This window comes from Methylotetracoccus oryzae (genome assembly GCF_006175985.1).
GTDB classification, from domain to species: Bacteria; Pseudomonadota; Gammaproteobacteria; order Methylococcales; family Methylococcaceae; genus Methylotetracoccus; species Methylotetracoccus oryzae.
In genome coordinates this window covers 87,657-110,799 of record NZ_SRSH01000015.1, presented here as the reverse complement: position 1 = coordinate 110,799, position 23,143 = coordinate 87,657, and the positions used below count along the sequence as shown (strand labels likewise).

Below are 23,143 nucleotides of genomic sequence, written 5' to 3'. Positions count from 1 at the left end.
AGAATTTAATCGGCGCAGTATAAAGGCTGGGGCGAAGTCGCGGCTATGGCCTCAAGGTCGTACCCCGCGTTGCCGGCGAACTTACGCCCCGAGGACCACTCCAAAATTGTGCTGGGTTACCAATGACAGGAGCGGCTTCAATGCAGCGTGCATGCTCGATCGCAACAGCCTTTTTCATGGCCTTGTCGTGTTCCGACGGCATGGCCGAGGTGGATCATCGCTTGTCCTTGAGCGTCGTGCAGATCCACGCCTACCCGGAGGGCGGACCAATGTTCTTCGGATCGGGCGTCGCAATCGGCGGCGACCAAGTGGCGACGAACTGTCACGTGACCCGACTGGCCCACACCATCGTCGTTGCGAAAGGGCCTGTCCGTTACCGCGTCACCGCACAACAGGCGGACCCGCGCCACGATCTCTGCCTGTTGACGGTCCCGGGGCTGCCCGTGCCACAGGCGCAACTCGGCAGTGCCGCTGACCTGTCGGTGGGCGAGGAAGTGTACTTCTACGGATTTCCGCGCGCGCTCGGGATGTCCTTTTCGGTGGGGCGGGTCGAGGGCTTGCATCCATTCGATGGTGCGCCGGTCATCGAGACGTCGACCGACTTCGTGCAGGGCGGGAGCGGGGGCGGCCTGTTCAGTGAGCGCGGTCGGCTGATCGGTCTCGCAACCTTCCTGACCGCCGGCAAGGCAGGGCGGAATTATGCAATACCGGCCGACTGGATTCCGGCCCTGTCGCGAACCGCGGCGAACGCGGTCGTGCCACTCAGCGGCGCGTCATTCTGGGAAGACGTGAATCATCTGCCGGGCTTCCTGAAGCGGCCCGAACCGCTGGCGACGGTCCACGCGCGGCCCTGAAGACCGCATTCAGTGATTTCGTGCGCATGGCGCACGAAACACCCTGCCCCCGAGATGCGCTTCAGCCGCGAACGCCACCCGGGTTTGCCAGAGAAGAGGGTGTCTTGTCGCGGGCTGCGCAGCCACGCAAGTACCGCGCCGCGAATCACGCGGGGTGATTTTTCGCTCGGCCTGCGCTCACAGGTAGGCCGGAACCATGCCGCGCCAGGCGGAACCCTGGTGGGCGCGACCGTGCCAGGTGCGCAGTGAATGCCCGATACCTTTATCCCAAAGGGTTTGACTCAGGTTCAGGTTATTGCCGAGAAACGGGTCTTCGTCGCCGATGACCAACACGATGTCCATGGCGCGCAATTGATCCAGCCGCCCGTGGTCACCGAGGTTCGGCAGGAAGTGACTGGGGGTATGGTAGTAGACGTTCTCGTCGTAGTAGCCATCGAACAGGTTGCGGAAGTGCTCGATGCCCAGCGTCAGGTCATAACGGCCTGACAGCGCGCAGACCTTGCGAAACAGGTGCGGATGGCGAAATGCGATATTCACGGCGTGGTACGCACCGAGGCTGCAGCCGTGGGCAATGGTGCACGGATGGCCGTTCTTGGCGGCCATCAGCGGCAGCACCTCGTTCAGCACGTAATCCTCGAACTGCATGTGGCGCCGGATGCGGTCGGCCGGGTGGCGCCAGAAGCAGTAGAAGCTCTCGTGGTCCAGGCTGTCCAGACAGTACAGCTGCAACTGCCCCGCCTCCAGCTTGTGCCGGACGCTGTCCACCAGCCGGAGATTCTCGTATTCGTAGAAACGCCCGTCGCGGGTCGGAAACACCAACACTTTCGCGCCGGCGTGACCGAAGATCAGCAACTCCATGTCGCGACCGAGCCGGTGGCTATACCAACGGTGATATTCGCGATTCATCGCACCCAAAAAATTGCTCGAGTTCCGCCAGCAGCATCCGTTGCTGCTCCACGCGGCGGGGGTAATCGAAATGACCGGCGTCCAGCACGAACAGTCGCTTTTCATCCGGCAGCGCGTTGTAGACGGCGAACTGACCGGGTGGCGCGACGACCGGGTCGAACAACGCCGCCGCCACATGGACCGGCACCGTCGTGAAACGGGCTGCCACGGCGGCATCGTAGTAACGCAAGGTTTCCGGAATGTGACCGCATTGTTGCCGGTACCGCTGCACGGCTTCGCCGCTACCGATCGTGGGCAAGCTCAGGCGCAAGGCCTGGTGTCCGAAGCTCGGAACGTTGTAATGCGCACTGGCGATCCGCTCGTCCCAGGGCACGGCCATCGCTCCGATGCCGCCGCCAAAGCTGATGCCCAGGTAGCCCACGCGTCCGCGGGCGCCGGGAAACAATTCCTCAAGTGCGGTCACGGCGACCCAGACATCGTCCACGCAACCGCCCAGCACGTAGCGTTCGCGATCGTCTATGCCCCACAGCACGTGTTCGTTGGGCGCCTCCGGCAGGCCCGCGCAGCGGCTGCGCGAAATTCCGCGGGCGCAGGGAAAGAACAGCACGGCATCGTCGAAGGGCAGGTCCAGATCCGGACCCTCCCGCCCGCCGTAACCGTGACCGATCACGAAACCGCGCCGGACCGGCAGCCTGCGCGGCGCCAGTACCCAGCCGCCGATGCGCATGCCCCCGGTCGATTCGTAACTCAGGTCATGGACCTCGAAACGCTCATCCGCCCAACCCGCCGGGCGGAGTTCAGCCGCGGGGCGCTGCTCCCTCGCTCTCGCGTAGCGGGCTGACCAGAAGGCGGCGAAATCCGCGGGAGGCTCGGGCGGGATCACCGCCAGCAAGGCGTCCAGGTCGTAGCCGTAGGTGGGATCGAATGGAAAACCGTGGTCGAGGGACATGATCGGCGACGTGTTCAGTGAATCCATACTTCGACAATACAACGTCCTTTTGTCAATCAGCCGGAGGAAGATCACCGCAGCAGCCGCCCCCGGAGTTCCCCCGAACGGCCAGCCCCTCGCATCCCACGGTTTCGCCGCAACGGGGCCGAAGACGCTTGTACCGTCCTGTCATCGTTAAGGAGTCCTTGAATCGATGCGCCCGGACCAATCCGGCCAATACGCGCCCGCGCAATGTGTCTGGCCGGTTGGCGGCCGCACTATCCCGGTCGCCAGCCAAATCCCTCGGTGTCAACTTCAGTGCGGATCAAAAAAGGGCGTAAAGGCAACGGAACCGGGAGGCCTCAATCCGTTCCCGATCTTGGGTCCGGCGCCGTCACGACTGGCACTGCGGGTTGCGTCCAGCGCAGCAGCGTGGTGACGAACGTCTCCAGGTCCACCGGTTTGAGCAGGAAGTCGTTAGCGCCCGCGTTTTCTGCCGCCTGGCGCTGCTTCCGTCCCGCCGCAGCCGAAACGGCGATCAAAGGCAGCCCGCTCAGACCGAGTTCACCGCGTATCGCGCCGATCAACTCGAGTCCATCCATCACCGGCATCTGGAGATCGATCAGGACGGCATCGACGGGCTGACTTCGCGTACGCAGGTACTCCAGCGCCTCACGACCATCGGCGGCGACGTCAACATGAGCCCCCTCCCGCTGCAGCAGGTATTGCAGAAGGTCGCGGTTCATCGCGCTATCGTCGACCACGAGGCACTGCAGTCCCTTCAGCCTGGGACCGGTCACGGTCAAAGGCGCAGACGCCACCGCCGTTTCCAGCAGGGCGTCCGCGGGGGCCAGCGGGAAACCCGCTTCGAACCAGAAGGTGCTGCCGACGCCCAGGGTACTGTCGACGCCAAGCGTTCCGCCCATTGCTTCGATGAGATGCTTGCAGATGGAAAGTCCGAGGCCCGTCCCGCCGTAGCGGCGGGTGACGCTGCCGTCGGCTTGCGTGAAGCGCGTGAACAGGGCGTCCTGTTGTTCCGGCGCGATGCCGATGCCGGTATCGTGCACCTCGAAGCGCAGGTGCGCCTGGGTCCCGGTCAACGCCGTCGCGATCACTCGCACCTCGACACTGCCCTGGTCGGTGAACTTGATCGCATTGCTGGTCAGATTGACAAGCACCTGTTCCAGTCGGCCCGCGTCCCCGAGGAGTGTGATATCGCAGTCGGCCGGCATGTCGAGCCGCAGTTCCAGGCCCTTGCCGACGGCCATCGAGCACAGCAGTCCGACGACATTGGACAACACCCCGTCGAGCGAGAAGGGCTGCCGCTCCAGGGCGAAACGGCCTGACTCGATCTTGGAAAAGTCGAGGATGTCATTGAGCAGGCCCATCAACGATTCGCTGGCGGTGCGTATCCGCCGCACCATCCCGCGCTGCTCGGGAGTGAGCGCATCCTTCTCCAACAATTGCGCGAAACCCAGGATCGCGTTCATGGGCGTCCGGACCTCGTGACTCACATCGGCCAGGAAAATACCCTTGGCCTCGTTCGCCCCGTCGGCGGCGGCCTTCGCCTCGCGCAGGCTCTCCTCGAGCGCACGCTCCGCCGTTACATCGCGGTTGATACCGACCATCCTCTCGGGCGCGCCATCCGGTTGATGCTCGAACAGCGCGGCCGATTCGATGTAGCGGACCCGCCCCCCCGGCAACAGGATGCGAAATTCGCCCGACCAGGCGGATTGCGCAAGCCTGGCAGCCAAAAAACCGGCTTCTATACGCTCGATATCGTCGGGATGAACCCGTGATCGCCAGAATGCGTAGTCAAGCCCGGTTTCGCGCATGCCGTCCGGCACCTCGTACCAGGCCAAAAGCCGGTCGTCCCATTTCAGACGGTCATCGGCGAAATTCCAGGTCCAAACGCCGACATCCGCCGCTTCGGTGGCCAACTTCAGGCGTTGCGCAGCTCGTCGCACCTCGAGTTCCGCCCGCTTGAGCGGTGTGATGTCCTGCACCGTGCCCACGCCGCTCAACAGCGTGCCGCTTTCGTCGAACTCCAGTTCCGCGAGGGCCCTGATCCAGACGATCTCGCCCCGAACGACGATGCGGTAGACCCTCTCGTATGGCGCACCACGCAAGGCATCCCGCCAGGCCGCCGCAACGCCCGCCTGATCGTCGGGATGAATACGAGCGAACCATTCGGTGAACGTGAGGGGCCGGTCACCCGGGAGATCGAACAGCTTCGCTGTCTCCTCGGAAATTTCGAAAACCTCGGAGTCGCGAAACAGATGCCAACTGCCGATCTGCCCAACGGACTGGGCGCGCCGCAAGCCCGCCTGGCTTGCCTCAAGCGCCTGTTCCGCTTGAAGGCGGACCGTGATGTCGCGAGCGGCGGCGAAAACACCCTGGATACGACCGTCTTCGTCGCGGACAACGGAGGCGTTGTACAGCACATCCGTCAGTTGCCCGGACGTATGCCGGAGGGTCAGCGGATGGTCCCGCACATGACCTTCCGAAAAGGCTTGCCGGTAAACGGTGCGGGCTTGGGCAGGATCGGTGAAGTAGTTCGCGAAGTCGCTGCCAATCAGCTGCGCGCGGGGCCATCCGGTAGCGTCTTCGGTCGCTCGATTGACATCGGTGATGACGCCGTCGGCGCTGATGGTTACCAGCGGGTCCAGGCTGGTCTCGATCAGGGAGCGGGTGTAGCGGGAAGCCAGGCGCCATGCCTCCGCCTCACGCTGCGCCGTCTGGGTCGCCTTGCGGTCGGAGATATCCATCCCGGCACCCCGCATCCGCAGCGGCGTACCGTCACTGGCGTACTCGAATTCGCCCAGAGAGCTCACCCAATGCGTGCTGCCGTCCGGCCACAGCACACGATACTCGACCGAAAAGCGCGCCCGCGAGGACTGGCAACGGGCCAATTCGATTTCGACCGCAGGCAGGTCGTTAGGGTCGACCCGTTGCGTGACCCCCGCATACGTTCCGTCGAACTCGCCGGGCGCATAGCCCCAGAGCGCTTCGTGCCGGTGTGACCAAGTGATACGCCCGGTCACGAGGTCCCAATCGAACGTTCCCATCTGCGCGGCATCCAGCGCAAGGCGCAAACCCTCCTCGCTGATCCTCAGTGCCTGCTCCGCCGTTTTGCGCCCGGTGATGTCGATATGTGTCCCGATCGCCCGCTGGGGATTCCCTTCCGCATCCCTCGCGATAACCCTCCCGCGGCTGATGACCCAGATATAGGAACCCGCCCGCGTACGCATTCGAAATTCCAGCTGGTACTCGCCGGCGGTCGCCAGCAGGTGTAGAGCCTCGGCTGTAACGGATTCCCGCTCGTCGGGGTGCAACAAGTCGGTCCAGGTCTCAAAGGATTCGGGGAAATCACCGGGCGCGTAGCCGAGCATCCCGAAATAGGCCGGACTGTAGTAGGTATTCCCAGTCGTGATATCCCAGTCCCAGATTCCATCCTGGGTGACCTCCATCGCCAGGCGGAAGCGCTGCTCGGCAGCAGACAGCGCCTGCTGTACACGCTTGAGCTCGGAGACATCCGTGGCCACGCCACCCATGCCGACAATCACGCCCGCCGCATCGCGCAACGGGAACTTGGTCGTGATGACGTCGATACGGGTACCATCGGCAAGGACCAGTTCCTCCTCGAGTTGCAACGCTTGCCCCGTACGCATGACTTGTTCGTTGTCGGCCCAAAGCCGCTCGGCCGTCGCGGCGGGGAAAACGTCGCGTCCGGTGCGCTCCATCACACCATCCGGCTGCAGCCGACAGGTAGACAAGTGGGCCGGGTTGGTCAGCGTGAAACGATGCTCGCGATCGATCGCAAAGACCGCCGACGGCGCGCTCTCGATGATCCTTGCCAACAGTTCCTGGCTCGCGTGCAGGGCGGCATCGGCCTGCTTGCGCTGCGTCACCTCGACGACGGTGCCGCGCATGCGCAGCACCCTGCCATCCTCCCGGTAGACAAACTCGCCCCGACCGCCCATCCAGTGCGTACTGCCATCGGGCCAGACGACCCGGAACTCGCAGCAGTAAGGGACCCGGTCATCCCGGCTTCGGGCCAGAGCGGCCTCGACTTCAGGCAGGTCGTCCGGGTGGACGCGTCGCGCGAAATCCGCGTAGGCACCGGTCATTTCCCCCGGCTGGAACCCCCACAGCGCTTCGTGCTGCCGGTTCCAGGTCACGGATCCGGTCTCCAGGTCCCAGTCGAAGCAGCCCATGCCGGAGGCCTCCAACGCGAGCCGTAGCCACGACTCGCTCTCCGTCAAGGCCTGTCTCGTCTCATCAATCTCGCCGACATCAGTCAGCGTGATCACCACGCCCGTGTCTGAATTGCTCTGGGCGAGGATCGGGGCCAGTTTGAAGGCGATCGAACGTCGGCTCCCATTCCGTGCGATCAACTGGCCCGAAAAGCGGGGCGTTGCAACCTGCTGCTCACCGCCCAGGATTTGTTGGAGTGTCTGCTGCCAATCATGTGCCGACGCGTCCTGAGTGAGCGCCAGGACCTCATTGATTGGCTGCCCCATGGCTTCGGCCAGTGACCATCCGCTCAGTTCGGCGAAGGTCTGGTTGCACAGCGTCACCCGGGCCGCTGCATCCACCACCACCACGCCGTCGGCAACACCGGCGAAGGTCGCATCGAGCCACTCGCGGTGACGGTTCAGATCACGGCTCAGCTGCACGTTGCTGATGGCCCTGGCCACAGCCTGTTTGATCGATACCGCGGTGATGTGATCCTTCTCGATGAAGTCGGTGGCTCCCGCTTGCAAGGCAGCAACCGCCAATCTCACATCAGCATGGCCGGTCAGCACCACCACCGCGGGCTGTTCGCATGACGGCTCCTGGTGCAGCGCCTCGAGAAACTCGAGACCATTGAGATCGGGAAGCCGATAGTCGAGCAGGATGCAGTCCGGCTTCAGGCGCCCGATCAGTTCAAGACCCGCCTGGCCCGTGTCGGCATCCGACACCCGATACCCGGTATCCAGGAAAGTGCGACAGGTGTGTCGATCCTCGGGCGAATCGTCGACGATCAGGACCATCGGTTGGTGAAGAACTTCCGTATCCTTCATTGGCTTCCAATACCTCGTGAAACAATTCCGGATGGGCGACTCAGGGCGGTCCGTGGTGGTTGACAGCCCAGCAGCATGGGAACATCGCGCCCCAACGGGGGTCAGCGCCGCCCGTATCCGCAGGTGATCGGATAGCGGCGGTCGCGTCCAAAGGCGCGCCGGGAAATCTTGACGCCGGGCGGGGCCTGGCGGCGTTTGTACTCGTTGCTGTCGACCAGCCAGGCCACCCGCCGGACCGCGTCATCGGGATAACCCGCGGCAATGATGTCCTCGACCGAGCGGTCTTCCTCGACGTACAAGGCCAGGATGGGATCGAGCAGATCGTAGGGCGGCAACGAGTCCTCGTCCTTCTGGTCCGGCCGTAACTCGGCCGAAGGCGGCCGGTCGATGACCCGCTGCGGGATGACGCGCGAGATCCCGTTCCGATAATCCGCCAGGCGGTAGACCAGCAGCTTGGGCACGTCCTTCAGCGGCGCAAAGCCGCCGGCCATGTCGCCGTACAGGGTCGCGTAGCCGACGCTCATCTCGCTCTTGTTGCCGGTGGTCAGCAGGATCTTGCGCTTCTTGTTCGAGATGGCCATCAGGATCACGCCGCGGCAGCGGGCCTGGATGTTCTCCTCGGTGGTGTCGGCGGGCAGACCCTCGAACGTGTCGGCCAGGGTCTCCGTGAAAGTGCGGAAAGCCGGCTCGATCGGGATCACATGGTGGGCAACACCCATCAGTTCGGCCTGCGCCTCGGCATCGGTCACGCTGATGTCGGCCGTGTAGCGCGACGGCATCAGCACCGCCTCGACGTTCCCGGCTCCCAGTGCATCCGCCGCCAGCGCGAGCGTCAGGGCCGAATCGATGCCGCCGGACAAACCCAACACCGCGCCGGCAAAACGGTTCTTGGTGACATAGTCGCGAATACCGGTCACCAGCGCCTGGTATACGGCGGCGGTCTCTTCCAGCGGCGGCGTCACCGTCGCCCCAATTGGCTCCAGCGAGGCGCTGCCGGCGAAATCGACCGCGAACAGCGCTTCCTCGAAGGCAGGTGCTCGGGCGACGACCGACCCGGCGGCGTTCATGACGAAGGACGAGCCGTCGAAGACGAGTTCGTCCTGGCCACCGACCAGGTTCGCGTAAACGACCGGCACGCCCGCCACCGTGACGCGATCACGGACCACCCGCTCGCGGTCATCGCCCTTGCCGACCTGAAACGGCGAGGCGTTGAGGTTCAGCACCAGCCGTGCGCCGCCCGCGGCCGCGCCTTCGACGGCCCCCGGCAGCCAGATGTCCTCGCAGATCGTCAGCCCCACCGGTACGCCATGCAGTTCGAACACGCAGGCATCGGCGCCGGGCAGGAAATAGCGCTTCTCGTCGAACACGCCGTAGTTTGGCAAGGCCTGCTTGCGGTAGATGCAGTGCACCCTGCCCTCCCGCAGCACCGCGGCGCTGTTGTAGGGCATGCCGACCTGACGCTCCGGAAAGCCGACGATGACGTCGATGCCCCGCACCTGGGCCGCGAGCCCCTGCAGCGCGTCGTCGACACAGCGCAGGAAATCGGGCCGGAGGATCAGGTCCTCGGGCGGGTAGCCCGACAAGGTGAGTTCGGGGAAGACGACGGCGTGCGCCCCGAGGCGGTCGCGCGCCTCGCTGGCTGCCTGGAGGACGCGGCGGCTGTTGCCGGCCACGTCACCGACGAGGAAGTCGAGCTGTGCGATCGCAATGCGGAGGTTCATCGCCCGGCACCCCACGCCTGCCATCGCATTCGGACAGCGGGAGGCTTCAGGCCAGCAGCTCCGACATCCGGCGCCCCATCGCGGACGGCGAATCGACCACCGCGATGCCGGCCGCCTGCAGCGCGGCGACCTTGCCCTGACCGGTCCCCTTGCCGCCGGTGATGATGGCACCGGCATGGCCCATGCGCTTGCCCGGCGGAGCGGTCAGGCCGGCGATATAGCCGACGACCGGCTTGGTGACGTGGGCGCGGATGTACTCGGCCGCTTCTTCCTCGGCACTGCCCCCGATCTCACCGACCAGGATGATGCCGCGGGTTTGCTCATCGGCCTGGAACAAGGCCAGCACGTCGATGAAATCCAGCCCCTTGATCGGATCGCCGCCGATGCCCACGCAGGTGCTCTGCCCGAGACCGGCGCGTGTCGTCTGGAACACCGCCTCGTAGGTCAGCGTACCGGAGCGCGACACGATGCCGACCGAGCCCGGCATGTGAATGAAACCGGGCATGATGCCGATCTTGCATTTGCCCGGCGTGATCACCCCCGGGCAGTTCGGGCCGATCAGCCGCACATCAGGATAACCGCGCAGGGCATTTTTCACTTTCATCATCTGCAGCACCGGGATGCCTTCGGTGATGCAGATGATCAAGGTGATGCCGGCATCGGCCGCCTCGAGAATCGCATCGGCGGCGAACGGCGGCGGGACGTAGATCATCGAGGCCGTGGCCCCGGTGCCGGACACCGCCTGCCGCACCGTGTCGTACACCGGCAGGCCGAGGTGGGTCGTGCCGCCTTTGCCGGGCGTGACACCGCCGACCAGTTGCGTGCCATAGGCGAGACACTGCTCGGAGTGGAACGTCGCCTGTTTGCCGGTAAAGCCCTGGCAGATCAGCCGCGTCGAACGATCGATCAGAATGCTCATGCGCGTGCTGCCTCCACTGCCTTGCTGGCCGCATCGTCCAGGTCGGATGCGGCGATGATCGCGAGTCCCGATTCGGCCAACATGGTCCGGCCGGCCTCGGCATTGGTGCCCTCGAGCCGGACGATCACCGGCACTGCGACATGGACCTCCTTCACGGCCGTGATGACGCCCTCGGCGATCAGGTCGCAGCGGACGATACCGCCGAAGATGTTGACCAGCACGGCCTTGACCTTGTCGTCGGCCAGGATCAGTTTGAACGCCTCGGCGACCTTGGCCGCAGTCGTGCCGCCACCGACGTCGAGGAAATTCGCCGGCATGCCGCCGTGCAGCCGCACCATGTCCATGGTCGCCATCGCGAGACCGGCGCCGTTGACCATGCAGCCGATCTCGCCGTCGAGGGTGACATAGCTGAGCCCGTGCTCGCGCGCGGCGGCTTCGGTGGCATCTTCCTGCGACAGATCCCGCAGTTCGACGAGGTCCGGATGCGCGTACAGGGCGTTGTCGTCGATGTTGATCTTTGCATCCAGCGCCAGCAACTGCCCCGCCTCGTTGACGATCAGCGGATTGACCTCGACCTGGCTCAGATCCTTGTCGAGCAACAACCGGTAGAGTCCTTGCATGATGCGCCCCAGCGCGGCCACCTGCGCGCCCTGCAGATTCATTGCGAAGGCCAGATCGCGGGTCTGGTAGGCCTGCAGGCCGACCACCGGGTCGACACTGCAGGTCAGAATCGCCTCGGGCTGCTCCGCCGCCACGGCCTCGATGTCCATGCCGCCCTGTTCGGATGCGATGAACAGAATCCGGGCGCTGGCGCGGTCGACCAGCGCGCTCAAGTAGAGCTCGCGCGCGATCGGCCGGACCTCCTCGACCAGTACCCCGCTGACCGGAAGCCCCGCAGGGCCGGTCTGGTGCGTCACCAGGCGCATCCCCAAGAGCTCCGACGCGACGGCGGCCACCGAGTCCAGGCCTTCGACGACGCGGACTCCGCCGGCCTTACCTCGACCACCGGTATGCGACTGCGCCTTGAGTACCCAGCGGTCGCCGCCGAGCGCCGTCGCTGCCGCGCAGGCCTGTTCCGCCGAGAAGGCGACCTGCCCCCGAGGGACGTCGATGCCATAGTCGGCGAACAGGGCTTTGGATTGGTATTCGTGTAGGTTCATCAGTGTGGAACCGAAGAGCGTTATCCGGCGTGGGTTGTGCTGCCGGAACAGGCCGTTTACGGGCCGCGAGTGCTAAAATCTTTGCGAAACGGCATTTTAGCCAAGTCCTGCGAAAACTGCACCGCGATGGCAACGGGTTCGCTCGAAGGAACGAAGACATCAACCGTCAACGGCGCCGAAGACGGCGTTGCGACTCCCGATGCAGCCGACCCGGGCGCTTATCTGACGCCCTGCCCCTTTTCCCCGAATTACCGGGTGCAGGTCGATCCGGCCTGGCGGTCGCTGGCCTTGTACGTCGGCTACCGCGGCGTACTGGGGTTCGCGTTCGTCGTGCCCCTGTGGCTCGGCCGATTGACCTCGCTCGTGGACGTGCAGGATCCCCAACGCTTCGCCACGGTTTCCGGCCTGTGTCTGATCACCGCACTGCTCAGTGCACCCCTGGTCGCGCTGCGCCGTCCTCAGTACACGACCCAGGTCAACCTACAGGTGCTGACGGACATCGCGCTGATCGCGATGCTGATGAGCGCCTCGGGCGGCGTGTCGGGAGGACTCGGGATCCTAATGGCCTGCACCGTCGCTGCCGGCGGCATCCTTACCGGGGGACGCTGCGCCCTGGGCTTTGCGGCGGTCGCGAGCATTGCGGTATTGTCGCAGGAGTTGTCCATCGGGCTGGGCGTGCTGCCGTCGGCGATGTCCCTGACCTCGGCGGGACTGCTGGGCGCGGCGTTCTTCGCCGTCGCACTGCTGGCCACGGCACTGTCGGCACGTGCGGAACAGAGCCAGTTGCTGGCCGCCCAGCGCAGCCACGACCTGGCAACGCTGCGTCAGCTAAACGCCTTCATCATCGACCATCTGCAGTCCGGCATCCTCGTGCTGGACGACCAGCAACGCATCCGGACCGCCAACCCGGCGGCGCGACGCCTGCTCGGGGCGGGTCCTTCGGTCGCCTCCGTCAAGGATCTCAACCCGGTATTCCAGCAGGCTTATGTGGAATGGTCCCACCAGGATTCGGAGGCCTCCGGCACGCTGCGTTCGCCTAACGGCCAGCCGGTCCATGCCCGGTTCGCACGCCTGCTGCAGTCGGACCCAGCGCTGAACATGGTCATGCTCGAAGACGAAGCCGTCCATAAACAGCGCGTGCAACATAGCAAGCTCACGTCGCTCGGCCGCCTGACCGGCAGCATCGCGCACGAAGTGCGCAACCCACTCAGCGCCATCAACCATGCCGCTCAGCTCCTGACGGAGTCGGATGCCCTGAGCGGGGAAGACCAGCGCCTCCTCGAGATCATTCTGCGCCACTCGAAACGCGTCAACGAAATCGTCGAGAACATACTGCAACTGTCGCGCGGCCGCAGCACCCAGCGCGAACGCGTGGAACTGGGCCCCTGGGTCAGCCGGTTTCTGGATGACTTCACCGAGGAGCGCGATCTGTCCGCCCCACCCTTCGCGCTGCGCGGCGCCGAACGCTCTCTGTGCGCGCTGATCGATCCGAGCCATCTCCGGCAAATATTGGACAATCTGTGCACCAACGCGATGAAATACGGGCGACCGGACAAAACCATGCTGGAGATACGCCTTGAAGCGGACGCACGAGACGGTCGCCCCTGCCTGGCCGTGGTGGACCACGGCGGGGGCATCGATGGACAGACCGCCGATCAGATTTTCGAACCCTTCTTCACGACCTCACGCAGCGGCGTGGGCCTGGGGCTTTACGTGGCACGCGAACTGGCCGAACTCAACCAGGCCCGGATCGACTATCGGCCGCTCAGCGATGGCAGCGAGTTCCGCCTTTGCCTGGCTGACGGCCAGAACCCGGCGATCTGAACATGACTGAGCCAGTCGTACTGATCATCGACGACGAGCCCGACATTCGGGAACTGCTCGGCATCACGCTCCGCCGCATGGGAGTCTCCGTCAAGTCCGCCGAGGATCTGGCCACGGGGCGCGCGCTGATCGACAGCGGCACCGTGCATCTGGTCCTGACCGACATGAAGCTGCCCGACGGCAATGGACTGGACCTCGTCGAGATGATCCAGCAGCGGTACCCGAACCTGCCGGTGGCTGTCATCACCGCGTACGGCAACATGGACGTCGCGATCCGGGCACTCAAGAGCGGCGCCTTTGACTTCGTCCCGAAGCCGATCGACCTCGAGGTATTGCGCCGTCTGGTCGAGGTCGGACTGAAGCTCAGTCTGCACAGCGACCACATCGACCGGCGGTCGCGCGACACACTGATCGGTGACTCGCCGGCGATGCGGCAGATCCGCGCCACCATCGTCAAGCTCGCCCGCAGCCAGGCACCCATCCTGATCACCGGTGAATCAGGCACCGGCAAGGATCTGGTCGCCCGCCTGATCCACAGCAAGAGCCCGCGGGCCGACCAGCCGTTCATTGCGGTGAACTGCGGCGCGATTCCGGGGGAACTGATGGAAAGCGAGTTCTTCGGCCACCGCAAGGGCAGCTTTACCGGCGCAGCAAGCGACAAGGAAGGCCTGTTCCAGGCCGCGGATGGCGGGACCCTGTTTCTGGACGAAGTCGGGGACCTGCCACTGTCGCTGCAAGTCAAGCTGCTGCGCGCGATCCAGGAAAAGTCCGTGCGGCGAATCGGCGATCCCAAGGAGATTCGCGTCGACGTGCGGATTCTCAGTGCGACGCACACGAATCTGACCGAAGCGGTGCGCGACGGCGCGTTTCGTCAGGACCTCTTCTATCGGATCAATGTCATCGAACTGCACGTGCCGCCATTGCGTGACCGGGGCGGCGATATCGCGCAATTGGCCGAACGCATTCTGGCGCGGATCGCGGCCGAAAACGGTCTGCCCGGCCTACGGCTCAGTCAAGCCGCCCTCGATCGACTCGCCGCCTATGCGTTCCCGGGCAACGTCCGCGAACTGGAGAACATTCTTGAACGCGCCGTCGCGATGTGCGACGAGACCGAGATCAAGCCGGGCGACCTGCTGCTCGAAGCGGGAACCGACGCGGGTCGGTCGACGGAAGCCGCGCCCTACGACCGTTCGATGCCGCTGGACCGTTATATCGACGACGTGGAGAAGCGCGCGATTCTGGAGGCGCTGGAGAAAACGCACTGGAACAGGACGGCGGCGGCACGCGTGCTGGGGCTGACCTTCCGGTCGCTGCGCTACCGCCTCAAGCGACTGGGCCTGGAATGACGACGGCCGAAAGCGGCCGCCCGAGACCCTGCTGTGATACCCGGTCTGCAATAGTCCTTCGCCGCCGGAGCGGCGGGACTCAAACGGGTTGTTTCAACCCTGATATTTCTCGATGCTCTTCAGCCGTCCGATCGCTTCCTTGACCTGCTGCGAACCCACGTCATCGAGATCCGCTGCCTTGTAGACCCGGTCGAGCAAGCCTTCGGCAACCAGCGCATCCTTGACCCACTTCTTGGCAAAGCGGTAATTCGTCGGCACGGGGCAGGTCTCGCCGGTGGCGGGGTTGCGCAACGTCGAGATCACCTTGTCGGTGGGCGGAGCCGAGATCGGCGCCGATGCGGGCTCCGCGGCGGCTTCGGCGGCCGGCGGCGGCGCGGTGGCTTCAGCAGCCGGTTCGGGCACCGGCTCGGCAGCAGGCTTCGGAGCCTCGACCGGCTTGGCCGCAGCAGCCTTGGCCTCGGGCGGGAGCTTGGCCTTCTCCTGAGCCGGACCGGCTACGGGGGGCCGGCGGTTGGTTTCCGAAACCGTCTTGAAGACCTCGTATAAAACATAACCGGCGAATACCACCGTCAAGCCCGCTACCAACTCGAACATGTTCTCTCTCCTCTCCAGGATTGTTTGTCGTTTTAGATTGCTTGCGCGTTTTTCGTGGCCGAGGCGCCCCCTGGTTCGGCGCTTCGGCCGCTACACCTTATGGCGAAACCCGCGAAACCGCAATATCCCGGATTTAGCTGACATTTGAGTGCCTCGAAGCGGTGGCACCTCAAACGGCGGGATTCGGCGACGCCTGGACCGCGGCGGGCGCGCTGCGCCGGAGGCTGCCGCCGGTGGCATGACCGAACTGCAACGCATGGAGATCGGCATACGCGCCGTGAGCCGCGAGCAACTCGGCATGAGTTCCCTGCTCGACGACCCGCCCGTCACGCAGCACACAAATCTCGTCGGCGTTCTGGATGGTCGACAGCCGGTGCGCGATGACGAGCGTGGTCCGGTTGGCCATCAGAATGTCCAGGGCGGCCTGCACATGGCGCTCCGACTCGGCATCGAGCGCCGAGGTTGCCTCATCCAGAATCAGGATCGGCGCATTCTTCAGCAGCGCGCGGGCAATCGCGATGCGCTGCCGCTGGCCACCCGACAGGATCAGTCCCTGCTGCCCGACCATCGTCTCGAAACCCTGCGGTAAGGCCTCGATGAACTCCATGGCATGCGCGGCGCGCGCCGCCTCGCGGATCTCCTCGGGCGAAACTGCACCGCGCCGCCCATAGGCGATGTTGTTCGCCACCGTGTCGTTGAACAGTGTGACTTCCTGGCCGACGTAGGCAATGTGGCCGCGCAGGTTGGCAAGCGTCAGATCCCGAATCGCATGACCGTCGATCCGGATTTCCCCCGCTGTCGGCTCGTACAGGCGCGGCAGCAGTCGGGCCAGCGAGGTCTTGCCGCTGCCCGATTGCCCGACCAGAGCGACCGTCTTGCCGGCTTCAATGGTCAGGTTCACGTCGCTGAGCGCCGGTTGCTGGTCCTCGTTGTAGCTCAGGCTGATAGCCCGGTATTCGATGTGTCCCTCGATTCTGTCCAGTTCCAGCGTGCCGGTATCGTGTTCGCGCTCGGTGTCGAGCATCTCGAAGATGCTGTCGCCGGCCGCGATCCCTTTCTGGATCGTGCTCATGATGCTGATCAGCCGCTTGATCGGGCTCAGCATCATCGCCATCGCGGCCACGAACGCGATCAGGCTGCCCGGGGTGATGGTCTGCCGCACCGACTCCAACGAGACGACATACAGGATCGCCGCGAAGCCGCTGATATAGATGAACTGGATCACGGCACTGCTGAGCGAGTCGGTCGAGATCAACCGCAGGTAGCGCCGCGCGTTGCTCTCGTTCTCACGGGCGAATTTCTCGGTCTCGTAGTCGCTGCCGTTGAAGACCTTGACGATGCGGTGCGCGTCGATGACCTCCTGAGCCACATGGCTGACATTCCCCATGGACTCCTGGATGCGCGCGCTGATGTTCCGGAAACGTTTGCTGACGAAGCGGATGCTGAACACCAGCAGCGGCCCGACCAGCATGAACACGGTCGACAGGATCAGGTTCTCGTAGATCATCAACGCGGTCAGGCCGATGATCGTCAGTGCATCCTTGAAAGCCGAGACGAGGCCGGTGGTCAACGCATTCGAAACCTGCTCGGTGTTGTAGAGCAGACGGGACAACAACTGGCCCGAGGACGAACGGTCGTAGTATTTGCAGGGCAGATACAGCAGTTGGTCGAACAGGTCGCGGCGCAGATTGGCGATGATGCGGCGACTGACGTAGCCCGAGCAGTAATCCCCGGCGAAACCCGTGACACCCCGCACCAGCGACAGACCGAGCAGAATCCACGGCGCGTTGCGCATGACGGCCGGGTCCTTGTCGATGAAGGTGCCGTCGATCAGCGGCTGGATCAGCTTCGCGAACGCCGGCCCCAGCATCGCGTACAGGATCATCGCGACGACCGAGATTGCGAACATCTTCCAGTACGGCATCCCGTAGGCGAGGAGGCGGCGGTAGATGGCGAGACCGGTTTGGGTCTGCTGGGAGTCGGACTGGCCGGTCATGGTCGATTGGGCACGCGCAAAAAGACGCAATGATACGCGAAAGCCGCCAAATGCCGTGGCAGCGCATGGCCCGGCCGGAAGCCCGAGCGCGGTGCCGGAGGCTGGGTGGACTGCGAGCGAAATGGCTGGGGGCGCGCTTGGGCCGGGAGCGGCAGGCTAATCGGAATTCGGTACCGGTAGCGCAGACTCGACGTCCTCGAACAGCGCGGCCAGCGGTGCCTTGAAACCGACGCTTGCCAATTCGAGCGTGTCGCTGCCGGCGAACGGATACAACACCCAGTGATCGGACGGATCGCGCCGGAAACAGTCGACCGTGAACCGGAGCGGGTCAATCAGCACGTACTCCTGCAGGCTATCGACCTGGCGGTAAAGTGCGAACTTCTCGCCGCGGTCGTAAGCCGCGGTGCTATCCGACAGGACTTCGACGATCAGGCTGGGGTGACGCTTTGCCAGCGGATCGGAGCGGTCGCGCGCATCGCAGGTCACGAACACGTCGGGATAAAAATACACGTTCGCGGCGTCGACGCGCAGCTTCATGTCGCTGATGTACACCCGGCACGGACCGCCGCGCAAATGGGCGAGGAGCTCGGCAAATACATTGCCCGCCACGGTCACATGCGCATCGCGCGCACCCACCATCGCGTAGACCGGATACACGAAGCCGTCGACATACTCGTGCTTCTCGGACTGGGTCTGTTCCCATTCGAGGAATTCGTCAGCGGTCATCGACAGGACGGTTTGCGGCGTACTCATGAGCGCTTCCGGAAAACGGAGATCGGTCAGGCAAAGCTTACCACCCCGTGCAGGATCCGGGGCGGCAGGCGTCAGACCTCACCCGTGCGCACGGCGCACGCTACCGGTCGCCCGTTGGATGCCGCTGGGAATGACCTTGATCTTGTCGACCCGCCCCCCGGCCCACCGTGACGAACCGGCACGGTCGCGGGCGCCGCGCGCGGAAGGAAGGCGGCGTGCGCGTGCCGATCGCTTTAGCCCATCCAGCGTCGGGTGTGCGATCGGTCAGGCCAGCGAGAGCAGTACATCAGTCTTGCTGATTTCCCCCAGCAGGACGCCGTTCGCTCCCACCACTGGCAGGCGCTCGACGCCGGTTCGCGAGAAAGCGGCGAGTGCATCGGTCAACGGCGCGCCGCTGCGCATCGCCGGCACATCGTCTTCCATGAAAACCGCTGCAGCCCTGATGTGTCGAAGATCGTCGTGACCGAGAAAGCGCTTCATCGTGTGCAGCGCTATCGCTCCCCGGTAGCGCCCGGATGCGTCGACGACCCAGACATGCTGGACGGCGGACCGGCAGAAGATCTCTCTGACCTGTTCCGCCGAAACGTCGTCGCGGACTGTGGCAACCGGCCGCGTCTGCAGGTCCTCGACATGCAGCAGATACGGGAGCCGCGCCTGTCCCGTGCCCAGGGAATGCGCATAAACGGACGACGGCCGGATCGCCGCGGCCACATAGCGCGCGGTCATCGCCGCCAATATCAGTGGGAACAGGAGATTGGCATCCAGCGTCATCTCGAAGACCAGCACGATCGCCATCAGCGGCGCGTGCGTCGTGCCCGACAACAAGGCTCCCATGCCGAGCGCGGCAAAGGTCACCGCATGGGTTGCCAACCCGGGTAATGCCAGATGCAGAGCCTCACCGTACAACCAGCCGGCCGCGGCGCCCATTAGCAACGTCGGCGTGAAGACCCCGCCCACGGCACCCGAACCGACGGCGATAGCGGTCGCCAGGACCTTGAGCATCAGCAGATGGAGGACGAAATCCGCCTCGAGCTGTCCGCCGAGCAGCGCGGTCGTGGCCGCATGACCGTTGCCCCAGATCTCGGGCGTGTTCACCGACATCAGACCGACCAGGAACCCACCCAGACCGAGACGGATCGGCAGCGGCAGCCGCGACCACTGAAAGGCGCGGGTGGCTGCCCCCAGCAAACCCAGCAGCGCCGGTGCGAGCAGACCGGCGAGGAGACCGACTCCGAGCACCGGCAGCACGTCGACGTCGGCGGGCGCGGCAAGCTCGGGGGAGGTGAAGATGGGCCGTAGTCCGATCCAGTGCCGGATGGTCAGCGTGGCCGCTACCGATGCGACGACCAGGGGTCCGAGCGCTTGGATCGCGAGCGACTGGAGCACGACTTCGGCGATGAACAGCGCTCCCCCAAGCGGCGCGTTATAGGCGGAGGCGATGCCCGCGGCTCCGCCACAGGCAACCAGCAGGCGAAGTTGCGGCTTGGAGACCCGGAACAGGCGGCCCACGGTCGATGCCATCAGGGCGGACAACTGGACCATCCCACCCTCCCGGCCGATCGACGTGCCGGAACTGATCGACAACAGCGAAGAGACGAGCCGCGCGAGCGTCGGCCGCAACAGGATGACCCCGTCGCCGAGCCGGATCACTTCCAGATATTCTTGCGCTCGCATGCCGCGAAACAGCCGTGCCCCCACCGCCAGCGCGATGCCGGCGCCGATCCCGCCCACGGTCGGAATCAACAGTCGCATCCCCGGCGACAGGCTTTCCGCAATCGCGACGATATCGCCGGACTGCCCCGTCAACAGCCACTTCAACCCGATATTGGCCTCGCGGAAAAGGGCTGACGTCAGACCGCCGCCCATGCCGATCAGCGCGGCCCAGACCAACATCCCATGCGCAGGCATGCGACCGAACCGCGCCCCGAGCCGGATTCGCGCAAGCAGCAACAGTCGATCGAAACTGCCCATCATCGCGACCTCGGGGGGAAATGAGCCCAGCATTGGCCATGGCCGCGCACAACGCCGGTCCCTGTTCGCCGCCGAAGGGGAGGCGATGGATCGAGGAAAACACGGTCAAGCGCCATGGACAGCTTGCGGCCGGCAGCCCTTAGTGCCGGTCAGGCAATCCAGTCCAGCGGATCCTCGTCGACACCCGGCTGGCTTCCGGGCTGCTCGATGAACAGCCGATGCCAGATCGCAAACTGCATCAGACAGAAGAGTTCGCGGCCGGCGTTCCCCTTGCGACGCTGCGCGGCGAACAATGCCGGCAGGCGGCTGGGCTCGAACCATTCACGGACGGCAGCGTTGCGCATCAGCTTGTGCTCGAGTCCATCCAGAAAAGGGCCGCTGAGCCATTCGCGGACCGGCACCGTGAAGCCGCGTTTCTTGGTGTACAGATGGTCTCTGGGCAGGTACTTTTCGGCCCAGCGGCGCAGGAAGATCTTCGGTTCGCGGCCGTCGCTCTTCAGCGCGTCGGGCAGCGACAGACCGAACTCGACGACGCGATGGTCCAGAAACGGCACGCGCCCTTCGAGTCCGAACCCCATCATCATTCGGTCGACCTTGACCAGCAGGCTGTCGGCCAGATCGGTCGCGATATCGGTGTACTGGCAATGCGTCAAATGGCTCCAGTCGGCCGGTGCGCTCTGCCAGGCCCTGATGTAGGGGTCGCGAAAGCGCGGGCGCAGCGCAGCCAGTTGCGGCCCGAGCAGATGCTGCGAGCGCCGCCGCCACCAGTCGCTGCGGGTCCGGAAGCCGCCGGAGCCCGGCGCGAGCAGGTTTCGAAACCACCAGGCCAACGCCGGCTGGCGGTAGCGGCGGTATCCGGCGAAGACCTCGTCGCCGCCCTCGCCGCTGAACACGACCTTCAGTTCCTGCGCGGCCGCCTCCGACAGAGCCGAAGTCGGCAGACTGGCATAGTCGCGCATCAAGTCGTCGGCGGCCCAGATGGTATGCGGGATGCGTCGGAACAGTGCGGAACGGTCGACCCGCAGGGACGAATGCTGACTGCCGAATACGGCGGCGATCCGCTCGGCGTCATCCAGTTCGTCCTTCATCGCGGCGTCGCGGTAGCCGATCGAAAAGGTCCGTACCGGCTGGCTCTGGAAGCGGCTCAACATGGCCAGCAGGATCGCCGAGTCGTTGCCGCCGGAAAGGAACAGGCCATACGGCACGTCGGAGCGAACATGCTCGCGCATCACCTGCTCGAACAGCGCCTCGAACTCCGCATCGGCTTCGGTGAAATCGATCGCGCGTGGCCTGACGCTCAGCGCCGACCAGTAGGTCCGGCGACGGATTCGCAAGTCGGCATCGATCTCGATGATTTCACCCGGCGCGACGCGCCGAATTCCCTGAAAGATCGTCTGCTCGCCGATCGCACAGTGGTCGTGCAGGAATTCCGACAGCGCCTCGGGAGCGATCGCCGGGGCAGCCGGCAGTAAAGGCAGGATGGCCTTCAGTTCGGAACCGAACAGCACGCGGTCGGGAAGGACCGCGTAGAACAGCGGCTTGATGCCGAGGCGGTCACGACCCAGGACCAGTTTCCGCCGCTGAACGTCGACCAGTGCGAACGCAAACATGCCGTGCAGGCGTGCGACGAAGTCGACCGGGTCCTCCGCGTAGGCATGCAGAATGGTCTCGCTGTCGGAATGTGTGGCGAAGCGCCGACCGGACTGTTCCAGCTCGTCGCGCAGTTCGATGTAGTTGTAGATCTCGCCGTTCGCAACGACGGCGAGCCGGCCATCGTCGCCGAGAATCGGTTGACGTCCGCCGCTCAGGTCGATGATCGACAGGCGCGTGTGCACCAGACCGAAACCCTCGTGCGTGAAAAAGCCGAAGCCGTCGGGCCCGCGATGGCGCATCTGCTGCGCCATCGGCTCGAGCATGTTCTCGGTTACCCCCGCACCTCGCAGCACGATTCCCGCTATTCCGCACACTTAGCTCCTGCCCTCCTGACGATCGGTTGGAACGGCCCCGGCCCCTGCCAGCAGCGTTTGCAACGTGTCAAACACGCCTTCGACGGTATGCATCCGCATACAGGTGAATTCACCCCCGCAGGTCGGCCGGCGGTAGCAGGGATAACAGGGCAGCCGGTGATAGAGCACCCGACCATGGGCGGTGCCGGTCTCGAAATAGGGGTCGGTCGAACCGAGCAGCGTCACGCTCGGCCGGCCCATCGCGATGCCCATATGCGTCATTCCGGTGTCGACGCCGACCACCAGCGCAGCCCTCCGGATCACCGCGGCGCATTCGTCCAGCCGGGTCCGGCCGCACAGGTTGACTGCAGCGCCGGCGCTGGACTGCACGATGGCTGCGGCGCGCTCCCGGTCGCCTGGTCCCCCAACGAGCACGGGCACCAGACCCGCCTCCCGGCGTGTTCGCACCGCCAGTTCCACCCAGCGCTCGTCGAACCAGTGTTTCTGCGGCCGCGTCGTGAACGGGCAGAACACCGCGAACGGTCCCACGACACCGGACCCGTGCAACAACGTGGAGGCGTGGCGATCGGCCTCGGCCGAGACGGCCATGTCCATCGTGAATCGTTCCGGCGCGGCGGCCAGGACGTTCATCAGATGACGGTATTCCTTGCCGATCAGCGGGCTCTCGGTCGGCCGGTCGACGACCTCGGTCATCAGCCACTGCGACCCCTCCTTCGAACCGAGCCCGATGCGGCGGCGGCCGCCAGCCAGCCGCGCCCACAGCGCACTCTTCAGCAAGCCCTGCAAGTCGAGGATCCAGTCGAAGCGCTGACCCCTCAACTCCTGTCGGAGCTGATGGAATTCCCGCCAGACGGCCCGGCGGCGGCCCGCCTTCCAGTCTTCACGCCAGCGTCGGCGCGGCCAGACGAAGACACGGTCGAGGCGCGGATTGGCCTGCAGCAGTTCCTCGTTGCCGGCCTCGGTCAGCCAGGCAATGCGCGCCGCGGGAAAAGCGGCACGCAGGCACGGCAAGACACCCGAGGCCATGATGATGTCGCCGATCGCACTGAGCCGGATGATCAGGATGCTATCGGGCACAGCCGGCGACGGGCGCCGCTTGCTCATGACCACCGCATGGGCTGCGGCACACCAGCCGAAA

At 65.0% G+C, this 23,143-nt stretch carries 15 protein-coding genes; 3 read left to right on the top strand and 12 right to left on the bottom strand.

Features of this window, described 5'->3' with window-relative positions; all coding sequences use genetic code 11:
- Positions 1-140 precede the first annotated feature (140 nt).
- Complete coding sequence (locus tag BWR02_RS15260; RefSeq protein WP_162560180.1) at positions 141-854, top strand: S1 family peptidase; 714 nt, start codon at positions 141-143, stop codon at positions 852-854.
- A 177-nt stretch (positions 855-1,031) separates the two neighbouring features.
- Here the strand turns inward: BWR02_RS15260 and BWR02_RS15255 are convergent, their stop codons facing one another.
- The 6 genes from BWR02_RS15255 to sucC all read right to left on the bottom strand — a co-directional run bounded on the left by BWR02_RS15255 (position 1,032) and on the right by sucC (position 11,554).
- The gene (locus BWR02_RS15255; RefSeq protein WP_139558786.1) at positions 1,032-1,760 is read right to left on the bottom strand and encodes an esterase family protein; all 729 of its coding nucleotides are present in this window, start codon (positions 1,758-1,760) and stop codon (positions 1,032-1,034) included.
- Entirely contained in the window at positions 1,732-2,709 is a 978-nt protein-coding gene (locus BWR02_RS15250) for an acetylxylan esterase (protein WP_139558785.1), read from the bottom strand. Before BWR02_RS15250 ends, BWR02_RS15255 begins: the two co-directional genes overlap by 29 nt.
- A gap of 341 nt (positions 2,710-3,050) precedes the next feature.
- Positions 3,051-7,724, bottom strand: coding sequence for a PAS domain-containing protein (locus tag BWR02_RS15245; RefSeq protein WP_162560179.1), 4,674 nt, complete (start codon positions 7,722-7,724; stop codon positions 3,051-3,053).
- A gap of 131 nt (positions 7,725-7,855) precedes the next feature.
- A complete protein-coding gene (locus tag BWR02_RS15240; RefSeq protein ID WP_139558783.1) occupies positions 7,856-9,475 on the bottom strand; it encodes an NAD+ synthase in 1,620 nt (539 codons plus the stop codon).
- A gap of 46 nt (positions 9,476-9,521) precedes the next feature.
- Entirely contained in the window at positions 9,522-10,394 is an 873-nt protein-coding gene (gene sucD / locus BWR02_RS15235; RefSeq protein WP_139558782.1) for a succinate--CoA ligase subunit alpha, read from the bottom strand.
- Entirely contained in the window at positions 10,391-11,554 is a 1,164-nt protein-coding gene (gene sucC, locus BWR02_RS15230; RefSeq protein WP_139558781.1) for an ADP-forming succinate--CoA ligase subunit beta, read from the bottom strand. The genes sucD and sucC overlap by 4 nt, the downstream gene beginning before the upstream one ends.
- 126 nt (positions 11,555-11,680) lie before the next feature.
- Here sucC and BWR02_RS15225 point away from each other — a divergent pair, with 126 nt between their 5' ends.
- Positions 11,681-13,378 carry a sensor histidine kinase gene (locus BWR02_RS15225; RefSeq protein ID WP_139558780.1) on the top strand — a complete coding sequence of 566 codons (1,698 nt, stop codon included), beginning with the start codon at positions 11,681-11,683 and terminating at the stop codon, positions 13,376-13,378.
- 2 nt (positions 13,379-13,380) lie between these two features.
- Positions 13,381-14,724, top strand: a complete 1,344-nt coding sequence (locus BWR02_RS15220; RefSeq protein ID WP_139558779.1) for a sigma-54-dependent transcriptional regulator — start codon at positions 13,381-13,383, stop codon at positions 14,722-14,724.
- A gap of 93 nt (positions 14,725-14,817) precedes the next feature.
- Here the strand turns inward: BWR02_RS15220 and BWR02_RS15215 are convergent, their stop codons facing one another.
- The 6 genes from BWR02_RS15215 to BWR02_RS15190 all read right to left on the bottom strand — a co-directional run bounded on the left by BWR02_RS15215 (position 14,818) and on the right by BWR02_RS15190 (position 23,109).
- Positions 14,818-15,318, bottom strand: coding sequence for a hypothetical protein (locus BWR02_RS15215; RefSeq protein WP_139558778.1), 501 nt, complete (start codon positions 15,316-15,318; stop codon positions 14,818-14,820).
- Between the two features lie 169 nt (positions 15,319-15,487).
- Positions 15,488-17,314 carry a lipid A export permease/ATP-binding protein MsbA gene (gene msbA / locus BWR02_RS15210; protein ID WP_129884544.1) on the bottom strand — a complete coding sequence of 609 codons (1,827 nt, stop codon included), beginning with the start codon at positions 17,312-17,314 and terminating at the stop codon, positions 15,488-15,490.
- Between the two features lie 156 nt (positions 17,315-17,470).
- Positions 17,471-18,067, bottom strand: coding sequence for a Uma2 family endonuclease (locus tag BWR02_RS15205; protein ID WP_129884543.1), 597 nt, complete (start codon positions 18,065-18,067; stop codon positions 17,471-17,473).
- A 264-nt stretch (positions 18,068-18,331) separates the two neighbouring features.
- Positions 18,332-20,071: a ClcB-like voltage-gated chloride channel protein gene (locus tag BWR02_RS15200; RefSeq protein WP_139558777.1), complete on the bottom strand. Its 1,740-nt coding sequence runs from the start codon at positions 20,069-20,071 to the stop codon at positions 18,332-18,334.
- Between the two features lie 116 nt (positions 20,072-20,187).
- On the bottom strand, positions 20,188-22,005 hold the full coding sequence (gene asnB, locus BWR02_RS15195; protein WP_139558776.1) for an asparagine synthase (glutamine-hydrolyzing): 1,818 nt from the start codon (positions 22,003-22,005) through the stop codon (positions 20,188-20,190).
- Positions 22,006-23,109, bottom strand: a complete 1,104-nt coding sequence (locus BWR02_RS15190; protein WP_139558775.1) for a glycosyltransferase family 9 protein — start codon at positions 23,107-23,109, stop codon at positions 22,006-22,008.
- Positions 23,110-23,143: the final 34 nt, after the last annotated feature.

What these genes read in the sequence shown, in the direction of transcription:
- BWR02_RS15260 (WP_162560180.1), top strand. Translation starts at nt 141, where the DNA reads ATGCAGCGTGCATGCTCGATCGCAACAGCCTTTTTCATGGCCTTGTCG.
- BWR02_RS15255 (WP_139558786.1), bottom strand. Translation starts at nt 1,760, where the DNA reads ATGAATCGCGAATATCACCGTTGGTATAGCCACCGGCTCGGTCGCGAC.
- BWR02_RS15250 (WP_139558785.1), bottom strand. Translation starts at nt 2,709, where the DNA reads ATGTCCCTCGACCACGGTTTTCCATTCGATCCCACCTACGGCTACGAC.
- BWR02_RS15245 (WP_162560179.1), bottom strand. Translation starts at nt 7,724, where the DNA reads ATGGTCCTGATCGTCGACGATTCGCCCGAGGATCGACACACCTGTCGC.
- BWR02_RS15240 (WP_139558783.1), bottom strand. Translation starts at nt 9,475, where the DNA reads ATGAACCTCCGCATTGCGATCGCACAGCTCGACTTCCTCGTCGGTGAC.
- sucD (WP_139558782.1), bottom strand. Translation starts at nt 10,394, where the DNA reads ATGAGCATTCTGATCGATCGTTCGACGCGGCTGATCTGCCAGGGCTTT.
- sucC (WP_139558781.1), bottom strand. Translation starts at nt 11,554, where the DNA reads ATGAACCTACACGAATACCAATCCAAAGCCCTGTTCGCCGACTATGGC.
- BWR02_RS15225 (WP_139558780.1), top strand. Translation starts at nt 11,681, where the DNA reads ATGGCAACGGGTTCGCTCGAAGGAACGAAGACATCAACCGTCAACGGC.
- BWR02_RS15220 (WP_139558779.1), top strand. Translation starts at nt 13,381, where the DNA reads ATGACTGAGCCAGTCGTACTGATCATCGACGACGAGCCCGACATTCGG.
- BWR02_RS15215 (WP_139558778.1), bottom strand. Translation starts at nt 15,318, where the DNA reads ATGTTCGAGTTGGTAGCGGGCTTGACGGTGGTATTCGCCGGTTATGTT.
- msbA (WP_129884544.1), bottom strand. Translation starts at nt 17,314, where the DNA reads ATGACCGGCCAGTCCGACTCCCAGCAGACCCAAACCGGTCTCGCCATC.
- BWR02_RS15205 (WP_129884543.1), bottom strand. Translation starts at nt 18,067, where the DNA reads ATGAGTACGCCGCAAACCGTCCTGTCGATGACCGCTGACGAATTCCTC.
- BWR02_RS15200 (WP_139558777.1), bottom strand. Translation starts at nt 20,071, where the DNA reads ATGCTGGGCTCATTTCCCCCCGAGGTCGCGATGATGGGCAGTTTCGAT.
- BWR02_RS15190 (WP_139558775.1), bottom strand. Translation starts at nt 23,109, where the DNA reads ATGAGCAAGCGGCGCCCGTCGCCGGCTGTGCCCGATAGCATCCTGATC.